This is a genomic window from Paenibacillus sp. TC-CSREp1, assembly GCF_050171015.1.
GTDB lineage: Bacteria > Bacillota > Bacilli > Paenibacillales > Paenibacillaceae > Paenibacillus > Paenibacillus silvae.
Genome location: NZ_JBNOKM010000008.1, coordinates 189,625 through 212,530 on the forward strand (window position 1 = coordinate 189,625; position 22,906 = coordinate 212,530).

Consider the following 22,906-nt stretch of genomic DNA (forward strand, 5'->3'; position numbering starts at 1 on the left):
ATATGAAATTTGATCTTCATACGCACCATTTCCGCTGCGGTCATGCGGATGGCAACATCAGAGATTACATTGAAGCAGGTATTGAAGCGGGACTTCAGGCCATCGGAATTTCTGATCATACCCCTTACTTTGGCAGTGAGCTGGAACAGGCGCATCCACGAATTGCGATGGGTAAATCTGAGTTACAGCATTATGTAGCCGAAGTGCTCTCGCTTAAAAAAGAATACGCGGGGAAAATCGACGTCCTGCTCGGGATTGAATCCGATTATTTTCCAGTCCATGCCGAACTGTATCGTTCAACGCTCGGACAGTATCCGTTTGACTATATTATCGGCTCCGTTCATCACACAGAGGAGATCAGTATTTTCAATAAAACCCGCTGGAAAGGATTATCGGATGCTCGCAAAATCGAAGTTAAGGAAGCATATTACAAGTTAATTGCACAATCGGCCCGTAGCGGCATCTTCCAGATTCTTGGACATATTGATGCAATGAAAGGTAACTATCCCCCATTCTCCGAGATTATGGCAGACCACGCTATTGATGAAACGCTTCAGGTTATTGCCGAAGCCAATGTTGCGATCGAAATCAACACTTCGGGCAAAACCAAGCTCAGCGGTGGCTGGTACCCATCTGATGCCATTCTCGAACGTGCCCGGCATTACGGGGTAAAAGTCACCTTCGGTTCGGATGCACATATCCCTGGAAGAGTTGCCGATGAGCTTGAGCAAGTGCGGACACGTTTGAAGGAAATTGGTTTCACCGAATGGGTTTATTTCAAACAGAAGCAAATGCAGATTGTTCCCCTGTAAGAACAAAAGCTGTCTAAATACAAAGATCCCCGCGTAAGTAACCAGCATGGGGATCTTTTTTTATTTTATTAGCGCGCCCGCTGGACTCGTGAAACTTTAATGGACAAAAAAATGAACCCGCTCATCGCGGGTCCCAACTGCATTATCTATTATCAAAAAGGGGGTCATGAGATAAGTTTACCCTCTGTCTGTTAGAATTCAATTGCAGCTATATTTCAATTGTGTAACAAATGATTGAAGTTCGTTTCAGTTCTCATACCCTGATATACTCTATGATATTTCAGGGTTGTCCCATGCTGGCGAATGCAGACTTTTCCCGTTTACACCCGATTGGAACTGTCCACGAGACATTCCGTATACCTTGACGTCCATGGAGCTGGAGCCCTCACCGACCTCGTCATCATCATCATTCAGCCCGAAGGCTGGAAGACTGCGCTCGTAAAGCATGCCCATTTTAAGGAGCACCCTTTCTGAGGATGAGTTTGCTTCATAACAACGAGCTTCAACCCTCCACAGGTGAAGTTCGTCAAATCCGAATGTTAACAAACGCTGAACCGCTTCAGTTGCCAAACCTTTGCCCCAGTATAATTTGTTAAGGATGTACCCGATTTGGGCTGTACCTTTTTGATCATTCCAGTGCTGGAAGGACGCAATGCCAATGACCTGCTCGCTGCCTTTGCAACAGATACCGTAATGTAGTGAATCTAACTTGGCACTGCTGCTCCGAATCTGGTTCAGCAATTTTCTCGCACGTATTGGGGGAGACTGGCTGCCACGATTCACGTATCGTATGACTTGTGGATCGGACAACAGCTCGGATAATGCACTGTAATCACTTTGACGTAATGAGCGCAGGACAAGGCGTTCTGTTCCTAAGACAGGTAAGCCTTGAATCAGCATATCTCGGGTAAGCATGGCACTCTCTCCTTTGCCTAACGGGTTTTAGTCCGGTAAGACAAGCATGCTCTGACGATGATCCGGCATCCTATCACAATCTGATTCATTCACTATAGTATGTCATCTTTATAATGAAGGTTATACTGCAATTTTCCCCTACCCCTGTAATCCACGATAAATGCCTGAACGCAGTTCACGAATATAAGCATCCAGTGCCGGAACTTGATGCTGCTGTGCAATCTGCACTTCCTGCTCAATATCATACGGAACCCGAACAAACTGCAGGTTAAACGGCTTCTGTTTGTCTTCGCCCTCTTCTCCTTCAAGAATGCAGTACGAGGCTTGTGGAACATCCAGCGGATTGCCCACGCTTCCTGTATTAAACAGCATTCTTCCATCCAAATACTGCAAAAAGGCATTATGCACATCACCATAACCGACCACATCAGCCATTCCTGAGCCTGCCTCGTCAGCTGGAGGCTCAAACATTGCAAGTCTCTTATTCATCTCATCCCAAGGCTGAACACGATGATACACACTCTGTGGTGAAGCGTGCACGAACCTTACGTTACGTCCACTCAGCTTCAATTCATAACTAAAGGGAAGACTCGCCAAATAAGCCACTCGATCTGCGCCCAGCCGTTCAGCCTGCCACGTAAAATCAATCACATCCTGATTCACAGCAACAAGCTCATCCCAGTTGCCGCGAACAACCACTTCACATGCCGCTCTGATCTGATCCACGGCTTCAGCTGGCCGCGGCCCCTTACCTACAAGGTCACCGAGACAGAAAATTCTCTCTATGCCGCGCTGCTGTATATCTTTCCACACAGCTTCCCAGGCAGTCATGTTGCCATGAATGTCGGATACAATTGCAATTCGCTCCATTACTTCCCCTCCATTCATGTCCATTTCGTTATATATTCCAATCCCATCTGATATCTTAGCATTCTTCCTAAGAATGATTGCTTTCATTGTCTGATTGCAAGTGAAGCACCGTCAACTCCGGCCGGCACAGAAAACGAATGGGCAGCAGTGTCATGCCAAATCCACGATTTACATACACGGGCATGTGATGCCGGGAGGTGTAGTGCAGCCCCTGTATATATTTACGTGAACCCCGCGGGGTCGTCATCGCACCAAACCAGGGAAAACGAACCTGACCGCCATGGCTGTGACCCGACAGCTGCAATCCGAATCCATACGGAGCTGCATAATCAGCATAATCCGGTTCATGCATAAGCAGCATTTTCCAGACATGCTGCTTCAGTCCGGCAACAGCTGCTTCCGGGTCAGGGCTGCCCGTTAAGGCATCATCCAGACCTGTAACAGCAAGCTGGTCTCCATCTTTTTCTATAATCACATGCTCATTGCACAGTAGTGTAAAGCCCGCTTCCTCAAACATATTCTGCACATCCTGCTGCTGCTGCCCTCGATAATCATGATTACCCCAAACCGCAAACTTCCCGTATTTCGCTGTCATTGAGGCGAGAACGGGTACACATTCGCGCATTGGTCCGGCCTGCCTCTCCACCATATCCCCGGTAAAACAGATCAGGTCAGGCTGCTGCTCCTTTATTCGTGCTGCCAGCTTGTTCAATTGCTTTACCCCGGTGTGGAAGCCCAGATGTGCATCACTGAAATGAACGATGCGCAATCCGTTAAACGATGCCGGGAACGACGGGAGCTTGAGATTAATATGGCTAATCTGTAATAGCCTTGGTTCCCATAGTGCGTACCCTAGTGTCAGCATGCTTGCTCCCAGGGTCATAATGATTTTCCGCAGTTGAAAACTTCGACGAGAAGGGTCATGATCCTTTTCTTCTCCGGGAAAAAGAGGTTCCTTCGAACTGTCCGTTCTGCTCAAGCGCCGGGACGGCGAGCTGCTGCTGTGTGTACGCGGTGTCTGTCCCATCTCTCCCCCTCCTCGCATCGGGCTTCTTCAAGACCGTTAACGGCCGTATTCATCCCTGTAGTATACCATATTCTTCACGAAACACCCGGTTCCTTTGGCGGATGGCAAAAGAAGCCGTAATACCGGCGATTGCTGCGCGGAATCACGACTTCTTCAAGTAACAGAGCAGAACGCTGTATCAGCGTTACACTTGTTTATACACCTAACCAGCGTTTGAACATATGCTTGGTTGTCTGTTTATTCATTTCGGCAATAGACGTTGTGAGCGGGATGCCTTTCGGACATGAACGCACACAGTTCTGCGAGTTACCGCAGCCTTCAATACCGCCATCTTCCATCAGCGCTTCCAAGCGCTCTTCTGCATTCATCTCACCTGTAGGGTGAGCATTAAACAGACGAACCTGGGACAGCGCAGCCGGACCGATAAAGTCCGTTTTCTCATTCACGTTAGGACAAGCTTCGAGACATACACCGCAAGTCATACATTTGGACAGCTCGTAAGCCCACTGGCGCTTCTTCTCAGGCATCCGTGGTCCCGGACCAAGGTCATACGTTCCATCAATTGGAATCCATGCCTTCACACGTTTCAGTGCATTAAACATCCGGGAACGGTCAATGACCAGGTCACGTACTACCGGGAATGTTTTCATCGGTTCGATCCGAACCGGCTGCTCAAGCTTGTCGATCAAAGCTGCACACGCTTGACGCGGTTTGCCATTGATAATCATGGAGCAGGCGCCGCACACTTCTTCAAGACAGTTGGATTCCCAGCATACCGGAGCGATGGACTTGCCATCCTTGTTCACCGGATTCCGCTGAATCTCCATCAGGGCGCTGATCACGTTCATGTTCGGACGATACGGAAGCTCAAACTCCTCTGTATACGAAGATGACTCCGGGCTGTCCTGACGGGTGATAATAAACTTGACGGTTTTGCTTGCTGTTGCTTGTTCCGCCATATCGTTGTCCCCTCCTCTGGTGACGATGATTGTATTGCTGGTGCGCAAAGCTTCTATTCTTGGTGCTCGGGTGGCACGCTCCGGTCGTGGAATGCCCTTTCGATCGCCATTACCCTCGAATTTTTTGGATCCACCCTTACTATATAAGTTGAACCAAAGAATTTACACAAGCCACTCCGATGACAGAATAACCTTCCAATCGCTGTTATCCCCAGATTTTTTCGACACCCTTTTCCAAAGGGGAAAATCCGGTGATAAAGGCGACCGCTCCGCTTTTTCAGGTTTTTTCTGTCCCCTCCGTTAACGTGTAAATGAATAGTTCAACTTATATAGGATGAAAATTCGATCATAAACGCGAACGCTTCGCTTCTTTCGGCCATTTCCGCTTCCTCCGCTGTGCCCTTGCACCTTGGATGGCGCTTTGCTGGAAACAGCAATCCATTCATGCTGGATTGCAATCGTTTGCTGGAAGCCCGCTAATATGGGGCCCTTGAATGGAATGATGGTGCGCAAAGCTTTTTTTGTTGGTGCTCGGGTGGACGCTTCGGTCGCGGAACGCCCTTTCACCTTGGATGTTGCTTTGCTGTAATTATGAACAGCAGCTTAATAGTTCACCTATTGAATAATTAAGCTGAATCGTACAGATTAGTCCTTCGAGTAGTCACGGATACGCGGTGGAATCAGGGATACGTCCACTGGCTCGTACGAGATTTGTGGACCTTCCTTCGTCCAGCTTGCGATCGTTGTTTTCAGGAACTCCTCATCGTTACGCTCCGTGAATTCCGGCTTGTAGTGCGCTCCGCGGCTCTCGTTACGAAGCAGTGCACCCAGTGTCATTGCTTCAGCAAGCTCAAGCATGTTCCACAATTGGCGGGTAAACGCCGCGCCCGGATTGTTCCAGCCGGAGTTGTCGTACATGTTGATTTTGCCATAACGCTCTTTCAATTCCTTGATTTTGCCGATGGTCGCTTCCAGCTTGTCGTTGTAACGTACCACCGTCATGTTCGCCGTCATCCACTCGCCCAGCTCTTTGTGGATTACATAAGCATTCTCGGTACCTTGCATTTTCAGGATACCTTCGTATTTCTCGGTCTGGCGCTTCGTATAACCGTCGAATACGGAAGAAGAAATATCTGCGGACGATTTTTTGAGTCCTTTGATATATTCAGCCGCTTTCGGTCCAGCCACCATACCACCGTAAATCGCGGATACGAGAGAGTTTGCTCCCAGACGATTCGCACCGTGATATTGATATTCACATTCGCCAGCTGCGAACAGCCCCGGAATGTTTGTCATTTGGTTGTAGTCTACCCACATGCCGCCCATGGAATAGTGGACTGCCGGGAAGATTTTCATCGGAATTTTACGTGGATCGTCACCCATGAATTTTTCATAGATTTCGATAATTCCGCCCAGCTTGACATCCAGCTCCTTCGGATCTTTGTGAGAAAGGTCAAGATACACCATGTTCTCACCGTTTACACCCAGTCCCATGTCTACGCAGACACTGAAGATTTCACGCGTCGCGATATCACGCGGTACAAGGTTACCGTAAGAAGGATATTTTTCCTCAAGGAAGTACCAAGGCTTGCCGTCTTTGTATGTCCAGATCCGTCCGCCTTCACCGCGCGCGGATTCGGACATGAGGCGCAGCTTGTCGTCCCCTGGGATGGCTGTCGGATGAATCTGAATGAACTCACCGTTAGCATAATTCACACCCTGCTGGTACACCGCACTTGCAGCAGTACCTGTGTTGATGACAGAGTTCGTCGTTTTACCGAAAATGATACCAGGACCACCGCTCGCCAGAATAACAGCTTCAGCCGGGAAGGTCTGCACCTTCATGGATTTCAAATCCTGTGCCACAATACCGCGGCACACGCCTTCATCATCAATAACAGCTTGCAGGAACTCCCAGTTTTCATACTTGGTTACGAGACCCGCTGCTTCCCAGCGGCGTACTTGCTCATCCAGTGCGTACAGCAGCTGCTGTCCTGTTGTCGCTCCGGCAAATGCCGTACGGTGATGCTTCGTACCGCCGAAACGGCGGAAATCAAGCAAACCTTCCGGTGTACGGTTGAACATAACGCCCATCCGGTCCATCAGGTGAATAATGCCAGGTGCTGCTTCGCACATCGCCTTAACTGGCGGCTGGTTGGCAAGGAAGTCACCGCCATATACCGTATCATCAAAGTGTACCCATGGGGAATCGCCTTCCCCTTTGGTATTTACCGCTCCGTTGATGCCGCCCTGGGCACATACGGAGTGTGATCTTTTCACAGGAACTAATGAAAATAAATGAACATGGACTCCGGCTTCAGCCGATTTGATCGCCGCCATCAATCCCGCGAGACCGCCGCCCACAATAATTACATTCGATGATGCCATTGCTAGTTCACTCCTTATTATCAGCGTCTTTCAAAATTCAGACCAGAGAATGTTAATTCACATACAAATAGAGACAAGCACTTGTTTACAAAATTAAACCAGAACTGATTTTACCGTATCAATCATTGAAGTAGCTGTCTGAAAATCTACGTTCCGGAAAGCAAACAATGAAGCGATAAACATGATGGAAATAATAGCGAACAAGCTCATGCACACATACGAGGATACGCGCTGTGCACGAGGTCCGACTGTGATTCCCCAGCTAACGAGGAATGACCAGAGCCCGTTGGCAAAGTGATAGGATGCCGCCACAACACTGATCAGATATAAAATAAACGTTACCGGATTCATCACGATGTCATGGATCACACCGCCAAGCTGTTCGTGTGTTACATTACCGAGAGCCACTTGCACACGCGTCTCCCACACGTGCCAGATCACAAATACAAATGTGATGACACCACTGACGCGCTGGAGCGTGTAGCGCCAGTTGCGCTCATTGCCGTAACGACCCACGTTCGGCTTGGCCTGATAAGCAATGTACAGACCATATACACCGTGATAGAACAGCGGCAGCCAGATCAGAAACGTTTCCAAAACGATGACGAGCGGCAGACTGTTCAGGAAGGCAACCGCACCGTTAAAAGCTTCTTTGCCGCCTTCAACTGCCGAGAAGTTCGTCACCAGATGCTCAACAAAAAACAAACTGAGCGGAATGACGCCAAGCAAGGAGTGCAGCTTTCTGGAGTAAAACCCTTTCATAAAATGTCGATCCCCTTTCGCTAAATACAACGTTTTCATAAATACATTCGCATATCATGACACGAATCCTTCCTGAGCAGGAAAGTTCGACAAATTGTTCCGATTTGTTCAGGTGTGAACAACTTGTGTCACAACTCATGTTACTCCTTTTTTTCTTATAAGGGAATTGCAATATAATTATTAAATGTTATAACCTATAGGTATAAGCTCTAAACAACCGACTTAAAAGCCATACAATAAGAAAAAAAATTAATCAAGGGCAAGAATCACACTCACGAAGAAGAGAGGTTTGTGTTCATGTTCGAAGAATTAAACGCATTTGCGGCGGTTGTAGAGCAGTCCAGCCTGAACCGCGCTTCCAAATTACTGAACCTGTCCCAGCCCGCACTCTCCCGTAAAATCTCCAAGCTGGAGGATGAACTGGGGGTATCCCTCTTTCACCGCCGGGGCAAACGGCTGGAATTAACAAGTGTAGGTCAGCTCGCATACACCTTCGCCGTGGAACAGAAACAGCAGCAGCAGAAATTTCTCACCATGCTGTCTCAATATAAAGATGAAGAACAGAGCATTATTACGCTCGGCGCCAGCCTGACGACTCTTCAGACGACTCTGCCTCCACTGGTCAACGCTTTTATGGAGAAGCATCCCCATGCCGAATTGAAGCTGTTAACAGGCAAAACGCATGAGATCGTTTCTTTTGTGCGTGATAAAAAAGCAGATGTCGGCATCGTTGCCTCCTCCATCAGTGAAGCAGGGCTGAACTGTGTGCCTCTGTTTGATGATCACCTGGAGCTGGTCGTGCCACTTACGCACCCGCTGGCAGGCAAAGAAGCCGGGATGGAGCATTTGCAGGATCTGCCGATGATTACGTTCTCCAAAGGAACATGGTACCGCAAGTTGACCGATGATCTGTTTCAGCGCTGCACCGTGATGCCTGACATTCGCATGGAGATCGACTCCTTTGAGGCCATTATCCGCCTGCTGCCGACCTGTAAAGCCGCTGCCCTGCTGCCCAAATCCTACCTTCGTCCGCAGCTGCTGGCAGACAATGATCTGGCTGCCGTGCATTTGCCACAGCTCAGGCAGACCCGAAGAACAACCTGCATGATTTACGGGGAAAAGGAGGACCTCAGCGAAACCTCCAGACAGTGGGTCCGGGAGACAGCTGCATTTTTTACTACAAAAGCGCCATTGCCCTCACGGAGAACAACAGCGCCTTGATGAAAAGAAGAACACATGGGGGATACATAATCCCCCGCCTGCTCAGCTCTCCTGACTAATGACCTCTTCCTCAAACCGGTCGATGTCATCATTATTGCCAATAATGACCATTATATCCCCCATTTGCAATGAATCCATTGCTGTCGGGGCAATGATCACGCCTGCTTCCTTTTGCAGAGCTACGATGCTGCAGTTAAAGCGCACCCGGGCGTTAAGGGTGGACAGTGTTTTATTGTGCAGACAGGCTGGCACCTTCATCTCCACAATGCTGTAATCATTGGACAATTCGATGTAATCCAGCAGGTTGGGTGTCACCAGCTGGTGAGCGACCCGGATGCCCATATCCCGTTCCGGGTACACAACACGGTCAATGCCCAGCTTGTCTAGCGCCCGTCCGTGAAGAACAGAGATGGCTTTAGCCACAACCGTTTTGACTCCCAGTTCTTTGAGCAGGATGGCGGTAAGAATACTCGTCTGGATATCGTCACCAATGGCAACGATGCCGCAGTCGAAATTACGAATGCCCAAAGAGCGCAGTACTTCCTCATCCGTCGCATCTGCAACGACAGCGTGAGTGACCAGATCACTCATGTCTTCGACAAGCTCTTCATTTTTATCAATCCCAAGCACCTCGTAACCGAGTTCCATCAACTCCTGCGCCAGACTGGAGCCGAAGCGTCCAAGTCCAATTACCGCAAACTGCTGTTTTTTCATCGTTCTTCACGAACCCTTCTATCCAAATAATCATCAAGCAACCCCATCATCATTAACCAACCTAATCCTCAAGTATTAGCCTATTCATTATTAACCAATAATCATCTTGCCTTCAGGATACCTGTACAGCTCTTTTTTGTTTTTCTGCCCCAGTGCGTACGCCAACGTAATGGGTCCAAGCCGTCCTGCAAACATCGTAAAACAGATCATTAGCTTGCCAAAGGTGGTCAGCTTCAGCGTCAGCCCGAGAGAAAGTCCTACCGTACCGAAAGCGGACGTTGTCTCAAATAAAATCATCAAAAAGCTACTGTCCTCTGTTGTGCTCAGCACCATCGTAACCGTAATAATAAACAACAATGCCAGCAGTGTAATGGTGAGTGCCTTGAAGATGCGTTCCTGCACAAGCCGATACCGGAAAAAAACGATGTCTTCCCGCCCGCGCATCATTGCAATGACGGCCCCTGCCATAATCAGAAATGTTGTTGTTTTGATGCCGCCCCCGGTCGATCCTGGAGACGCGCCGATAAACATCAGAATAATCATGAAAAATTGCGTAGCCTGCCGCAGTCCGGCAATGTCCACCGTATTCGCTCCGGCTGTGCGCGGTGTTACCGATTGGAAGAACGAGCCGAGTATTTTACCGCCCCAGTTCAGACCGCCCAGCGTTCGCGGGTTGCTGAATTCAAATACAAAGATAACCAGCGCTCCAAATACAATGAGCAAAGCAGTCATAAGCAGAACCACTTTGGAATGCAGCGACAGCTTCTTTGTCTTGTGATAATCCACCAGATCGGAGAGCACAACAAAACCGATACCCCCGGAAACAATCAGAAACATGGCGGTAAAATTGACAAACGGATCATAGACATACCCGGTCAGACTGCGAAAATCACCAAACATGTCGAACCCGGCGTTGTTAAACATCGAGATGGCATGCCAGTATCCATAATAAATCGCCCGGCCAATCGGCATATCAAACGACCAGCGTAAGGCAAACAAAGTACCGCAAATCCCCTCCAGAATAAGCGAGTAGATGACTACCTTGCGAATCAGCCTCACAATGCCCTCCATCGTGCTTTGATTCATCGCTTCCTGCAAAATCAACCGTTCTTTCAGTGATATTTTCCTTTTAAATGCGATCGCCACCAGCGTTGACATCGTCATGAAGCCAAGGCCGCCAATCTGAATCAGAATCGCTATGATGACCTGACCCAGCACTGAAAAGTAGGTTCCTGTATCAACAACCACCAGCCCTGTTACACAAACAGCCGACGTTGCCGTAAAGAGCGCATCGATAAAAGCCAGACTTTCCCCGTTGCGGCTGGAGACCGGCAGCATGAGCAGCAACGTGCCAAGCATAATGATGCTGGCAAACCCTAACACCAGAATACGGGGCGGCGATAATCGCATCCATTGAACATTCGCTTTCACTTCAATATCAACCACCTCTGCACAAATAAAAAAATGAACTCCATTCGGTGGAGCACATGTATGAAATATAAACGGGCAACATATCATTTGAATTGGTACATGCAACACATCATTTGGATTGGTACATGTTATTGAGTTTGTTACATAATTATCGGAATCCGTACCTATCCTGTTCGTATCCCTTGCATTCCAAGTGATATGATTTGTTCTATATTGTTCTATTCGTTCCCTTGTTCGACCCGAGACATGCGGATTACAGCATATTGCTTCAAAATTATACGCGCTGCAGGCCATGCAGACAAAACGATTTTTGTGTAAATAACATCGAATTTGACCAAAACGGCAAAAACATGCATATCGGGATCACTGAATCGAAGTGTTTCGATCATTTTCATTCATTTTCAAAGTTTTGCACCCGTTTTCGTTATGTCATTGGCATTGGGTGCTTGCCCTGTGCTATCTTTACATTAATATGGAATTGAATATAAGGAGGAACTTGCTTTTATGAATCCCTTAGGGCAGCCTTTGCAGTTAAAGGCTAACTTCATGCGTTTGGGGTTGCTTGCGGTGATTGGCCTGATTTTATTTTTTGTGTTTCAGATCTTCCCTGCAACTTCTTCACAAACGACAGAAATTTCATCTGCAGCCTACATCAGCAAGGAGCAGGCAGTGCAAGCGGCACGATCATTCGCAGCTTCGGTGGATGACTATACACTGCCAAGCAGCGCCAATAAACCTCTTGTAACCTATCAGACCCATTCTGATATTTACGGATACATGGCGAAGACCAAGCAGCTCGATACCTACAATAAGCAGTGGGAAAAAACCTACCCTTATGATGTGTATCGCGTGCGCTTGATAGATCAGGACAAAGGCGGTTACCTTAACGTTGATGTACATATGAAAACCGGAAAGGTTGTCGCGTTCAAACATGTGCTGCCTTCCTCTATGTATACAGCTATTGAATCCCAGCAGGAACAGGGCATGCCAACCACCTCGGAATCGGTTGCAGAAGGCCACATGCCTCTGAACGAGAAAGAAACTCTTGCCGCTGGAATCCTGAAAGAATTCGGTTATGATGTGCCATCGCTTCAACTGGATACACGAGATGGCGAACCGGGTCTGAAGTACACCGATGCGAGTAAAACAATCGGAGATTCCAGGCTAGAGCTGAAGTTTACGTTTGAAAATGGTGCAGTGCGTTCCTTTAATCCCGGATTCTCGGTACCGAAGGCACATACGGATTATGTGAAGGACCAGACCCAACTTGCGAACTGGTTAACCTACGGTGGTTACGCCTTTTTGACGTTTGTGCTCGGGGTGCTTGCTATCATCTACAGCATTCTGGCTCGTGCGAACACGTCGTTCAAACGAGGAGTGGTATTGTCAATTGTGTACTTCGCGGCTTCCATGATCGGTACACTGAACATGCTGCCGCTGTTTCAGGCACAAGGACTTTCCAGCTTCATGCTGGCGTTCCTCATGCTCATTCAAACAGGACTTACGATTGTGATGAGTGTTACCATCTATTTGTCCCTTGTGGCAGGAGACGGGATGTGGCGCAAAATCGGCTGGAATCCATGGCCTCGGGCCAAGGAGCCCGGTTACGGCAAATATGTTCTCCATAGCATGTACACTGGATATCTGTGGGCTTTCATTTTATTGGGTGTACAATCGGTGCTGTTCTTTATTCTGGAGCGGAGCATTGGCACATGGTCCACAACGTCAGCGGATCAATCCACCTATAACATGACATACGCCTGGGTTTTCCCGATTATGGCCTGGATGGCCGGGATTGGTGAAGAAGCGGTATATCGCTTGTTCGGAATACGTATGATGCAAAAGGTGGTGCGCAATACGTTTATCGCCTGCTTGATCCCTACGATCATATGGGCACTGGGACATACGCTGTATCCGATCTATCCTGTCATTACACGCCCGATCGAGCTGACCGTTATCGGCTTGCTGTTCAGCCTGATTATGCTGCGCCACGGTTTCATTGCCGTTGTGTTTGCTCACGTCATCTTCGATAGTCTATTGATGGGACTCAGTCTGATTTTCATGGGAGATGCATTGAACATCGGTGCCGGCATCTTCTGGATTGTACTTCCAGCTATCGTGGGATATGTAATTTATCGTTTTAATCCCAAACAAAAAGAGAAGCCGTATGTTACGACTCCTCATCACGAAGTGCTGCAATAATCTGATTTGCCAGCTTGTCACCAATAGATAGAGGCCGGAAGTCTTCGACGCTGGCCTCTTTAATTTTGCGTAAAGAGCCGAAATGCTTGAGCAGTAGCTTACGCCGCTTCTCCCCAATGCCCGGAATGGCATCCAGCCTGGATGTAACCATGGATTTGCCGCGCTGCTCACGGTGGAACGAAATGGCAAAACGGTGAACCTCTTCCTGAATCCGCTGCAGCAGATAGAATTCCTGACTATCCCGAGGCAAGGCGATAACCTCCGGCGGGTTGCCGATCATCAGCTGGGATGTTTTGTGTTTCGCATCCTTCACCAATCCGCAGACCGGAATAAACAAGCCCAACTCGTTTTCAAGCACATCCACTGCGGCCGAAATCTGCCCTTTACCCCCATCGACCACGATGAGGTCAGGCTGGGTCAGGTTTTCTTTAAGCACCCGCTCATAACGCCGGCGAATGACTTCCCGCATCGTTTCATAATCATCTGGGCCTTCAACAGAACGCACTTTATACTTGCGATATTCCTTCTTATCCGGCTTGCCATCCGTAAATACAATCATGGCCGATACCGGGTTGGTTCCCTGAATGTTTGAGTTATCAAAGGCTTCAATCCGGCGCAGCTGCTCCAGACCGATCCAGCGTCCCAAACCTTCAGATGCTTTCGAAGTACGCTCTTCGTTGCGTTCGATCAGACGGAATTTCTCTTCGAGCGCCACTCGCGCATTGTCGAGTGCCATCGTAATCATCTGACGCTTCAACCCGCGCTGCGGAATGTGCACCTTGATCTCCAGCCATTCCTGAAGGGCAGCCGCCATCTGGGACGGGTCCTCCTGCTCGGATGGCAGCTTGGCATTAGCAGCTTCGGTTTCGGCTTCGCTATGCAGTTCATCGGCAGCATCGCTCTTTGTTTCCTCTGCAGTACTCGCCTCGTAAGCTGCTCGAGTCTCGGCAACGAGCGGCTCAGCAGCTATCACAGGGTTGGCTTCTAACGGCTGTTCCTCCTGCGTGGATTCGGCCGTTACCGCAGCCTGCCCATGCTCTGGCGTATTTATATCGTGCAAATGTGCCGAATCGGTAACATGCTCGCCAATGAGCAGCTCCTTCGGCATCTCTGGCAGCAGGATTTCCTGCGGTAAGGCCGGATTGTCGCTGTAATACTGTGTAACATAGGACATGAAATCACTATAAGCCTCGCCGTAAAACGGGAAGGTGGACACGTGACGTTCGATCATTTTTCCCTGACGCATATATAGAATCTGGACGCACATCCAGCCCTTATCAATCGCAAACCCAAAGACGTCGCGGTCTCTTGCATCTGCCATCGTAATTTTCTGTTTTTCCATGATTGCATCAATCGCAATCACCTGATCACGCAGCTCTTTGGCACGTTCGAAGTACAAATCTTCGGCCGCTTCCTGCATTTTACGCTGCAAATCCTTTTTGATCTCTTCATGACCACCGCTCAGAAATGATCCGATCTCCTGTGAAATCTCGTCATACTGCTCTTTGCCAATCTCCTTCACGCAAGGAGCAAGGCATTGGCCCATGTGATAATACAAGCAGACTTCCTTCGGCATCACACCACATTTGCGCAGCGGATACATGCGGTCCAGCAGTTTTTTCGTTTGATGTGCCGCATACGAGTTCGGGTAAGGACCGAAGTATTTGGCTTTATCTTTCAGCACACGGCGGGTGACTTCGAGCCGCGGATGCTTTTCATTCGTTATTTTAAGATAAGGAAAGGTCTTGTCGTCTTTGAGCAAAACGTTATAACGAGGCATATGCTTTTTGATCAGGTTACATTCCAGAATGAGAGCTTCCATATTGCTGCCTGTCACGATGTACTCGAAATCACGAATTTCAGAAACAAGACGCTGCGTTTTTCCGTTATGGCTGCCAATAAAATAAGAGCGCACACGGTTTTTGAGCACTTTAGCTTTACCAACGTAGATGATGGTCCCTTCACTGTTCTTCATCAGATAACAGCCCGGCATATCCGGAAGCAGTGCGAGCTTGTGACGAATCTGCTCCAGTGCCTGCTCCTGCTCTTCTAACTGCTGCATAAATGGGTCCATAATTCGGTGGGTCCTCCCTTCCGAAAAATTGAAGCCTTCACCTTACATGTTACACTCCGATGACAGAATGAACCTTCGATCGCTGTTATCCCCAGATTTTTCTGATCCCTTTCCAAAGGGGAAAATCCGGTGATAAACACTACAGCAGATGCTTCCGGTGCAGCTTTCTTTCAGAAAGCTTTTAGCTCCGCTTCTCCAGTTCTTTTCTGTCTTCTCCGTTAATCATGTAAATTTCCAGTTTCATTTTATATTCAATTATATAATATAAATAATTTATCACATCATTTATATATTACTTTTATATTGTCCTGCATATCGCTTTTCGACGCAAAACGCCCCCGGCATGTAAACCGGAGGCGATGTGTCAGCCTGCACATATTTTGTTGCTGTACTGATTATTGATGTTTTTCGATAATACCTTTGAGCGCGTCCTTCGAGTTCAGACCAACCACTTTATCTACCGGTTGACCATCCTTGAAGAAGATCAACGTTGGAATGCTCATTACGCCAAAGCGGGAAGCAGATTCCGGATTTTCATCTACGTTGACTTTCGCAATTTTAACGGAATCGCCAACTTCTGCGGACAGCTCCTCCAGGATTGGTGCGAGCATTTTGCAAGGACCACACCAAGGCGCCCAGAAATCAACCAGAACCGTTCCTTCTCCTTCGACTTCCGTGTTAAAGGATTGATCGGATACGTTAACAATAGCCATGAAATTGTCCTCCTTATATATACTTACGGTTTTATTTTAACCTGTAACGTCGTGAACGACACTTCCAGTATAACACATGTGCGTTAAACTTGTGAAACGAACGACTAATGTTCATCTTCCCAACATGAAATCTTCACAATTACAGGTGCAGCACACCATCTGCAAATTCTTTACAAACGCTTTCTTTTCCAAGTATACTAAAATTACTCCGGGTTGCAGCCCTGCTTACAGCAGCCAAGCTGTCAATCCTCATAAGGAGGCAATACGATGGACGCTAATATTCGGATGACCGACCCGCGTGAGCATGTGAACGAGGAGCCCCGAAACGATCTCTTCGATCTGATTATGGGCGTTGTCGGCATGGGTGGTCTGATGACAGTTATCTTTTTTGGTATGGTAATTTTTAAATTCCTGACCGAATAAGATGTTCAAGGCAGTTTCAGGCTCCCACAGACCAGAAAAGCCCGGTTCTCGCATATTGCGAAAGCCAGGCTTTTTTGGGTGCATCTGTGTTATTTTAACGTAAGATCACAATGATTCCAGCTGTTAACGCCATAAACCTTTTTGCATAAGAACTCGGCTTAATAAGAAAAATAACTCAGCTCTTGCCCCGCTGATTCTCGCCCCGTACTTGAATGACATCTACAAATGGACGAATCCGGTCCATCAGACGCTGACCTTTATTCGTTTCCTCCCCATCCCGATTGGTGAAGCTCAGATGTTTCTCAAGCCCTTCCAGGTTGTAGTTAGACGTATAAAACGTCGGCTTGCGATTCATCCTATAATTAAGAATGGAGCCCATGACATGATCACGTACCCATGGGTTGAGGTTCTCTGCACCAATATCATCAAAGATAAGCAGATCACAGCTTTTCAAAATGTCCGTCATTTCCTTCAGCTTCTGCCCCTCACTGATCATGGACTTCAAATCCTCCACAAAATCAGGCATATAAATGATGACACCTGTATGTCCCGCAACTGCGAGTTCATGCAGCAGATAACACATCAGGAACGTTTTGCCGGTTCCGAATGAGCCTTCCAGATACAGTCCCTGCGTTGAAAGTCCGTTTGCCTTCGTTTCACTGATATAACGCAGCACCCGGTTCACCGCTGGTGCACGCAGGCGATCCTTACCCATAATCTCCACATCATTATATCCCGCACTTAAAGCACGTTCGTCCACATAGAAGCTGCGAATCCGCTGCTTGATCATATGTTCGTTCTGACGGGCGATCTGTTTCGAGCAAGGTGCCTTGATATCTATAATTTCGGGTTTACCGTTGAAGTTCTCAACTTCCAGTTTGCAAAAATGACCCTGAAAATCGTTGGGACAGTTGTCCAGTCCAGGACAATTCGCGCAGTTCTTCGAATCTTTGGCATACTGATACAGCTTGCTCAGGTCAGGCATGAGCTGTGCATCTTTCAGTTCAGGATGACCTGCGCGGAACTCACGCACATACGGGTCCTCCAGCAAATCCGCCATAATTCGCCGCGACTGCTCACGAAAGGAAGGGTTCAGCTGCTGAAGCAGTCCTCCCAAGGATTCCATGGCTTCAAGCCCCCTTTGGTGGTATTAATACAGTTCATTCTATAGAAAAGCCATCAATAACTCAACTGATACATTTGGAAAATTGCTCTGGTGAGATAGGGGTCCCCTCTCTGATCCTGTAGAGGCATCCCGTTATTCTTTTACAGCACCCACCGTCAGACCCTGAACAAAATAACGCTGGAAGAACGGATATGCGAATATAATCGGCAGCGTGGCCAGCACAACCATAGCCATTCGGGACGTATCCTGCGGAATGGACTGCATAGCTGCCAGACTCATCGAGCTGTTGGCTGAGTTCTGCTGAATGAACTGAATGCTCGACTCAATCCGCATTAGCATAGACTGCAGCGGTACCAGATTTGGATTATCTATATATAACAACGCATTAAACCAGTCGTTCCAATAACCCAGCGTGCTGAACAAACCGATCGTTGCCAGACCTGGCAGGCACAACGGAATGACGATTTTCAGAAATGTATGAAATTCTCCTGCACCATCCATTCTCGCCGATTCAATAATGGCATCCGGCACACTGGTCGAATAAAACGTACGCAAAATCATAATGTAAAAGGCATTCATTGCCAGCGGAAGAATTAATGCCCAGATGGTATCCTTCATACCTAGCAATTGGGATACAACCATATACGTCGGGATCATGCCTCCATTGAACAGCATGGTCAGAATGGCAAAGATGGAGAAACATCTCCGATAACGAAAGCTCTTGCGCGAGATTGCATAGGCATAGAGTGACATCAGAATCAGACTGATGATGGTCCCCAGCACGGTGACAAGAAGGGTCACCCCGTACGCTCGCAGCAAGGTATCACCACTTTGCCAGACAAACCGATAGGCCGCGAGGCTCCATTCCGACGGAATCAGACGATATCCGTCGCGAGCCAGCACTTTTTCGTCCGTAAAAGAGATAATCACGACAAAAATAAAGGGAAATACACAGATCAATGCAAACAGTCCGGCGATGATATTCATCAACACGTTCCAGGCAGCGGATACGTGGTGGAAGTCACGTTTTTTGACAAGCCTGACTTGAGCCACAGAGGTTCACTCCTTTCTCGTAATCCTAGAATAAGCTGCTGTCTTTATCGATTTTGCGAACCACGTAGTTCGAGATGATGACGAGCACAAACCCCACAACCGATTGATACAAACCTGCTGCTGTGCTCATGCCGATCTCACCGCTTGTTTTCAGCCCACGATAGACATACGTATCAATGACATTCGTAACGGAATACAATGTTCCCGAATCTCTCGGCACTTGATAGAAGAGACCAAAGTCCGCGTAGAAGATCCGGCCCACGGCCAGCAAGGTCATAATCGTAATGATTGGAGACAGCAGCGGTATTGTAATATTTCGCATCTGCTGCCATTTGCTCGCACCATCAATCATGGCGGCTTCATACAGCGACTTGTCGATGCTTAGAATAGAGGCTAGATAGACGATGCTGTTGTATCCAATCGTTTTCCATAACGCAACGAAAATCAGAATATACGGCCAGTACCTGGCCTCTGAGTACCACTGGATCGGTTCGAATCCGAACCAGCCAATGATCTGGTTCAGCATGCCGCGATCCATGCTCATGAAGCTGAATACAAAGTAACCTACGATAACCCAGGATAGAAAGTACGGCAGAAACATCCCGGTTTGATACAGCTTCGCAAGACGTTTGTTAATCAGTTCGGAGAGCAGTATTGCCAGTCCAACCGCAAAAAACAGACCAAGAACAATGATCGCAATGTTATAAAGCAGTGTATTGCGTGTAATCAGCCAGGCATCATTCGTACTGAACAGGAACTTGAAATTATCCCATCCCACCCACTCACTCTTCATGAGGCTGGCCCAGAAGCCTTCACGACTGAAGCGGTACTGCTTGAAGGCGGCGACGGTACCTGCCAGCGGCAGATAAGAGAAGAAGAAAAACCAGATGGCACCGGGCAGCACCATGAGCAGCATGACTCGGTTTTTGATCAGATTTTTCAAAAATGTACTCATTGCGGATATCCTCCTTCAGGCTGGAATAAAAAGGATCGAACGCTACAAGCAGCCGCCCGATCCCATCTCTCGTATCCTTACTTGTTCTCTGCTCTCCAGGCATCCAGCTGGCTTTGGGCTTCAGCCATCACTTTCTCCAGTCCAGCCTGATTGAATTTCTCAATCACTTGATCCAGATTGGTTGCCGGGTCGATTGTGCCTGTCATCAATGCTGCCCAATACTGCTCTTTCACGTTCTGTACCGCTGTCAGTTCAGCAGATACTTTGCTTGTATCAAAGTTAAAGCTGAGGATTGGCGAATCCACGCCTTCTGCATTGAATTTTTTGAACTCCTCCCATTTGTTATCCGGATCATTGCTGTTGAGATAGAGCAGCATGTTATTTCCGAGGGAGTAGGAAGGCATATCGTAGTTTTTGGATTCAGGCAGATTTTCCATATGAGTGTCATTCACTTTTTTGTAGTGTGTACCCTCAATGCCTGAGTCCACCATATTACGCAGCACAGGATCTGTATTCAGCAAATTCAGAAATTCCATTGCTTTCTCTGGATATTCCGAGTTGGCCGATATCGCCATGATGGAGCCTTGTACGGATGTATTGGTAATAATGGCATCACTTGCCGGGGTAGATACGACAGGATAACCATAACTTGCCGACCATTGATTGTCCGCGAGCGGCTGTGTCTGGGCTCGATCCAGGAACCAGTTGCCCGATGTTGTCAGATCGTTGGTAGAGCCTGTTGTTGCAGCTTCTGAAGAAATATAACCCGCTTTGTAATATTTGTTCATGGTGGTCAGTGCTTCCTTCATCTCCGGTGTCTCCAGAATGTTAACGATCTTGAAATCGGTTGTGTCCAGCTTCACTGCCATTGGCAGGTTCTGGATCACGTAATCGTACGGCACATAAGGCACGTAGTTTTTATCCATGGCAAAAGGGGTAACACCTGGCTCATTTTCCTTGATCGTTTTGAGCAAAGGCTCCAGACTATCTAACGTTCGAACATCCGAGGTGTCGAGTTTGTATTTATCCAGCAGCGTTTTGTTGAAACGCCAAACCTCCTGCTGCGGCAGCTCCTTGTTGGCAGGAATACCGTAGTTGTGACCGTCTACCTTGGAACCGCTCAGGAAAGCAGGATTTATCGTTTTGATGAGGTCCTGGCCGTATTTGGGAAGCAATTCATCCAGTTCCAGAAATGCGCCCTTTCGGGCATTTTGCACATAGTCAAAACCTCCAGCAGAAGTAAAGATAATGTCCATCGGTTCACCGGATGCTACGTTCACCTGCATTTTCTGAGCATAATCACCCCAATCCACCATTTTCATGGTCACGGTGGCGTTAATTTTCTCTTTGGTGTATTGGCTAACAGTCTCCATAACTTTATTGACATCCTTCTGCGGGGTACCGATGGTGTACCAGATCAACTGCACCGTATCGTTCCCTGCTCCGCCGGATTCCGAAGCCTCTCTGCTGTCACCGCATGCGCTAAGAAAAAACGTAACGGTCATGATCAATGAAAGAACGAGCGAGTAACGTTTTTTGCTTTTACTCATTTACGTGATCCTCCCTTTTCATATTCCCTCTTCCGTTCTCTTGCTGTCATCAACTATCTGCTTTAACCTTATCTGATGAAACCGTTTGCAAAAAGAAGGTAAACTTAAGGTTTCGAGGTACAAATTAAAGAGAAATGTCCATCGGTTCACCCAAACACTCTATAGTCCGTCGGTGAGATGCCCACATATTTGCGGAACTGTTTATAGAAATATCCCATCTCCCAGTACCCTACATTCCGGGCAATCTCATGTACTTTGAGATTGGAGGTGCGTAATTGCTCTTTGGCACGCTCAATTCGATACTTGTTGATATATTCGGCAAATGTCTCGCCTGTCTCTTTGTGGAATAGCTGCCCCAAATAAACCGGGTGCAGATGATACTGTGCACCAAGCAACTTCAAGGAAAGCTCTTCAGCATAATGGTTTTCAATGTGCTGCAGCACCTGACTCACCATGGGATTTCTCAAGTCCTGAATAAGGGACTCCACCGTCCGGGCTGCCACCTGCTGCAAGGCATGTACCAGTTCCTCAAAGGATATGCTATCCAGCACCTGACGGAGTCCCTGCTGATAAATTATTGTTTCCTCCGCATGTTTGATGCTCTCCAGCTCCATCTTGAAACGGATTACGACTTCCAGAGCTGTATTCTGCAGCTGCTCAGGTGTTAGTTTATAACGGTACTGTTCAAAATCGGTTCGAATTTGCGCAGCGAGCTGCTCCGTACTGCGAGACAAAATGAGTTTGGCGTAGGCTCTCCAATCTATAAAAAAAGGTCCCCCAGCATAACCTCGCTGGTCCAGCATCGTATAATCGATCACCCGCCGATCAGGATAGATCATCACATACTGGAGTGCCTTTTTCGCTTGCTCGTAACTGGCAGGCGCCTCATAAAGTCCATGCACCAAGCGGCCTGCACCAATATGCAGATCGGGATACGTCACCGCTAGCTTGTCCGCCAACTCCTGCAAATCTGACATCAGCCTGTCTGTTTCCCCCGCATCGTCTCCTGTATTGGCTACAACCACGATATCTCCATCCATATCCTGAAAGAGGTTCAGATGGGATTGTCCTGCAACCAGCTGTTCAACTTGTGCAAACAGCAGCTCCGACCTTTGCAACTGACCTTTTTGACCTTGATCACGCAACACGGCAACAGTGACATAAGGTGCAGCCAGTGAAAGATTCATGACACGGGCACGCTCCTCAAATTCCGCTGCCGCAATCTGCCCGGTAAGCCATCGATGCAGAATATTGTCCTTTAAGATCTGAATACCGTATTTCTCTTCCAGACGCGGTGTAACGAGCTGATCCAGCTTCGCTTCTGTATTACGAAGCGTGGATTCCAGCTCGTCTACGTTAATCGGTTTGAGCAGATAGTTTTCGATGCCGAGCTTCATGCCTTCTTTTAAATATTCAAATTCATTAAATCCACTCAGAATAATCACCTTCAGCTCCGGCTGCAGCAGCCGGGCTTCCCGAATGAGCTCAAGTCCGTTCATCAAGGGCATGGAAATATCCGTTATCAGAATATCCACCGGCTGACAGGGAAGAGCTTGCAGAGCGGCTTGTCCGTTGCTCGCATGGTTTACAATTTCCATCCCGAACGCAGCCCAATCCACAATGTCGTATAACCCCTCAATGATGAACGGCTCATCATCCACAATAAAAACCTTGTACATGTCATACACCCTTCCTTTCCGAATTGTATTAT

The 22,906-nt window shown here is 47.9% G+C and carries 20 protein-coding genes; 4 read left to right on the top strand and 16 right to left on the bottom strand.

The window, feature by feature from the left end:
* The first annotated feature begins 2 nt into the window (after positions 1-2).
* Positions 3-812, top strand: coding sequence for a histidinol-phosphatase (locus tag ACQSGY_RS14025; RefSeq protein WP_427052341.1), 810 nt, complete (start codon positions 3-5; stop codon positions 810-812).
* Between the two features lie 270 nt (positions 813-1,082).
* Here ACQSGY_RS14025 and ACQSGY_RS14030 read toward each other — a convergent pair whose 3' ends face one another.
* From ACQSGY_RS14030 to ACQSGY_RS14060, 7 genes are all read right to left on the bottom strand, one after another.
* On the bottom strand, positions 1,083-1,727 hold the full coding sequence (locus ACQSGY_RS14030) for a GNAT family N-acetyltransferase (protein WP_427052342.1): 645 nt from the start codon (positions 1,725-1,727) through the stop codon (positions 1,083-1,085).
* A gap of 138 nt (positions 1,728-1,865) precedes the next feature.
* A complete protein-coding gene (locus tag ACQSGY_RS14035) occupies positions 1,866-2,597 on the bottom strand; it encodes a metallophosphoesterase family protein (RefSeq protein ID WP_427052343.1) in 732 nt (243 codons plus the stop codon).
* A 67-nt stretch (positions 2,598-2,664) separates the two neighbouring features.
* A complete protein-coding gene (locus tag ACQSGY_RS14040) occupies positions 2,665-3,624 on the bottom strand; it encodes a metallophosphoesterase (protein ID WP_427052344.1) in 960 nt (319 codons plus the stop codon).
* Between the two features lie 194 nt (positions 3,625-3,818).
* The gene (gene sdhB, locus ACQSGY_RS14045; RefSeq protein WP_145405362.1) at positions 3,819-4,583 is read right to left on the bottom strand and encodes a succinate dehydrogenase iron-sulfur subunit; all 765 of its coding nucleotides are present in this window, start codon (positions 4,581-4,583) and stop codon (positions 3,819-3,821) included.
* Between the two features lie 300 nt (positions 4,584-4,883).
* The gene (locus ACQSGY_RS14050) at positions 4,884-5,150 is read right to left on the bottom strand and encodes a hypothetical protein (protein ID WP_427052345.1); all 267 of its coding nucleotides are present in this window, start codon (positions 5,148-5,150) and stop codon (positions 4,884-4,886) included.
* Between the two features lie 78 nt (positions 5,151-5,228).
* On the bottom strand, positions 5,229-6,971 hold the full coding sequence (gene sdhA, locus ACQSGY_RS14055; protein ID WP_111269475.1) for a succinate dehydrogenase flavoprotein subunit: 1,743 nt from the start codon (positions 6,969-6,971) through the stop codon (positions 5,229-5,231).
* A gap of 93 nt (positions 6,972-7,064) precedes the next feature.
* Complete coding sequence (locus ACQSGY_RS14060) at positions 7,065-7,733, bottom strand: succinate dehydrogenase cytochrome b558 subunit (RefSeq protein ID WP_427052443.1); 669 nt, start codon at positions 7,731-7,733, stop codon at positions 7,065-7,067.
* Positions 7,734-8,030: 297 nt separating this feature from the next.
* On the opposite strand from ACQSGY_RS14060, the gene ACQSGY_RS14065 reads away from it, so the two are divergent.
* The gene (locus ACQSGY_RS14065; RefSeq protein ID WP_145405364.1) at positions 8,031-8,954 is read left to right on the top strand and encodes a LysR family transcriptional regulator; all 924 of its coding nucleotides are present in this window, start codon (positions 8,031-8,033) and stop codon (positions 8,952-8,954) included.
* Positions 8,955-8,996: 42 nt separating this feature from the next.
* Here ACQSGY_RS14065 and ACQSGY_RS14070 read toward each other — a convergent pair whose 3' ends face one another.
* Positions 8,997-9,668, bottom strand: coding sequence for a potassium channel family protein (locus ACQSGY_RS14070; RefSeq protein WP_111269478.1), 672 nt, complete (start codon positions 9,666-9,668; stop codon positions 8,997-8,999).
* Positions 9,669-9,758: 90 nt separating this feature from the next.
* Positions 9,759-11,078, bottom strand: coding sequence for a TrkH family potassium uptake protein (locus ACQSGY_RS14075; protein WP_427052444.1), 1,320 nt, complete (start codon positions 11,076-11,078; stop codon positions 9,759-9,761).
* Between the two features lie 525 nt (positions 11,079-11,603).
* On the opposite strand from ACQSGY_RS14075, the gene ACQSGY_RS14080 reads away from it, so the two are divergent.
* The gene (locus ACQSGY_RS14080; protein ID WP_427052346.1) at positions 11,604-13,301 is read left to right on the top strand and encodes a CPBP family intramembrane glutamic endopeptidase; all 1,698 of its coding nucleotides are present in this window, start codon (positions 11,604-11,606) and stop codon (positions 13,299-13,301) included.
* Here the strand turns inward: ACQSGY_RS14080 and uvrC are convergent.
* Both uvrC and trxA read right to left on the bottom strand, forming a co-directional pair.
* On the bottom strand, positions 13,270-15,375 hold the full coding sequence (uvrC, locus tag ACQSGY_RS14085) for an excinuclease ABC subunit UvrC (protein WP_427052347.1): 2,106 nt from the start codon (positions 15,373-15,375) through the stop codon (positions 13,270-13,272). The two genes, ACQSGY_RS14080 and uvrC, sit on opposite strands and share 32 nt — an antisense overlap.
* A 395-nt stretch (positions 15,376-15,770) precedes the next feature.
* Positions 15,771-16,088, bottom strand: coding sequence for a thioredoxin (gene trxA, locus ACQSGY_RS14090; RefSeq protein ID WP_110897382.1), 318 nt, complete (start codon positions 16,086-16,088; stop codon positions 15,771-15,773).
* Positions 16,089-16,355: 267 nt separating this feature from the next.
* Between trxA and ACQSGY_RS14095 the strand changes: the two genes are divergently transcribed.
* Positions 16,356-16,511, top strand: coding sequence for a YqzM family protein (locus tag ACQSGY_RS14095; RefSeq protein ID WP_110897381.1), 156 nt, complete (start codon positions 16,356-16,358; stop codon positions 16,509-16,511).
* A gap of 175 nt (positions 16,512-16,686) precedes the next feature.
* Here the strand turns inward: ACQSGY_RS14095 and dnaI are convergent, their stop codons facing one another.
* The 5 genes from dnaI to ACQSGY_RS14120 form a co-directional block, all read right to left on the bottom strand.
* Positions 16,687-17,637 (bottom strand): primosomal protein DnaI, encoded by a 951-nt coding sequence (gene dnaI / locus ACQSGY_RS14100; RefSeq protein ID WP_111269482.1) that lies wholly within the window; start codon positions 17,635-17,637, stop codon positions 16,687-16,689.
* 132 nt (positions 17,638-17,769) lie between these two features.
* On the bottom strand, positions 17,770-18,690 hold the full coding sequence (locus ACQSGY_RS14105; RefSeq protein WP_427052348.1) for a carbohydrate ABC transporter permease: 921 nt from the start codon (positions 18,688-18,690) through the stop codon (positions 17,770-17,772).
* Positions 18,691-18,715: 25 nt separating this feature from the next.
* The gene (locus tag ACQSGY_RS14110; RefSeq protein WP_427052349.1) at positions 18,716-19,645 is read right to left on the bottom strand and encodes an ABC transporter permease; all 930 of its coding nucleotides are present in this window, start codon (positions 19,643-19,645) and stop codon (positions 18,716-18,718) included.
* 77 nt (positions 19,646-19,722) lie between these two features.
* On the bottom strand, positions 19,723-21,195 hold the full coding sequence (locus tag ACQSGY_RS14115; protein WP_427052350.1) for an ABC transporter substrate-binding protein: 1,473 nt from the start codon (positions 21,193-21,195) through the stop codon (positions 19,723-19,725).
* Positions 21,196-21,341: 146 nt separating this feature from the next.
* Positions 21,342-22,874, bottom strand: coding sequence for a response regulator (locus ACQSGY_RS14120; protein WP_427052351.1), 1,533 nt, complete (start codon positions 22,872-22,874; stop codon positions 21,342-21,344).
* Positions 22,875-22,906 lie beyond the last annotated feature (32 nt).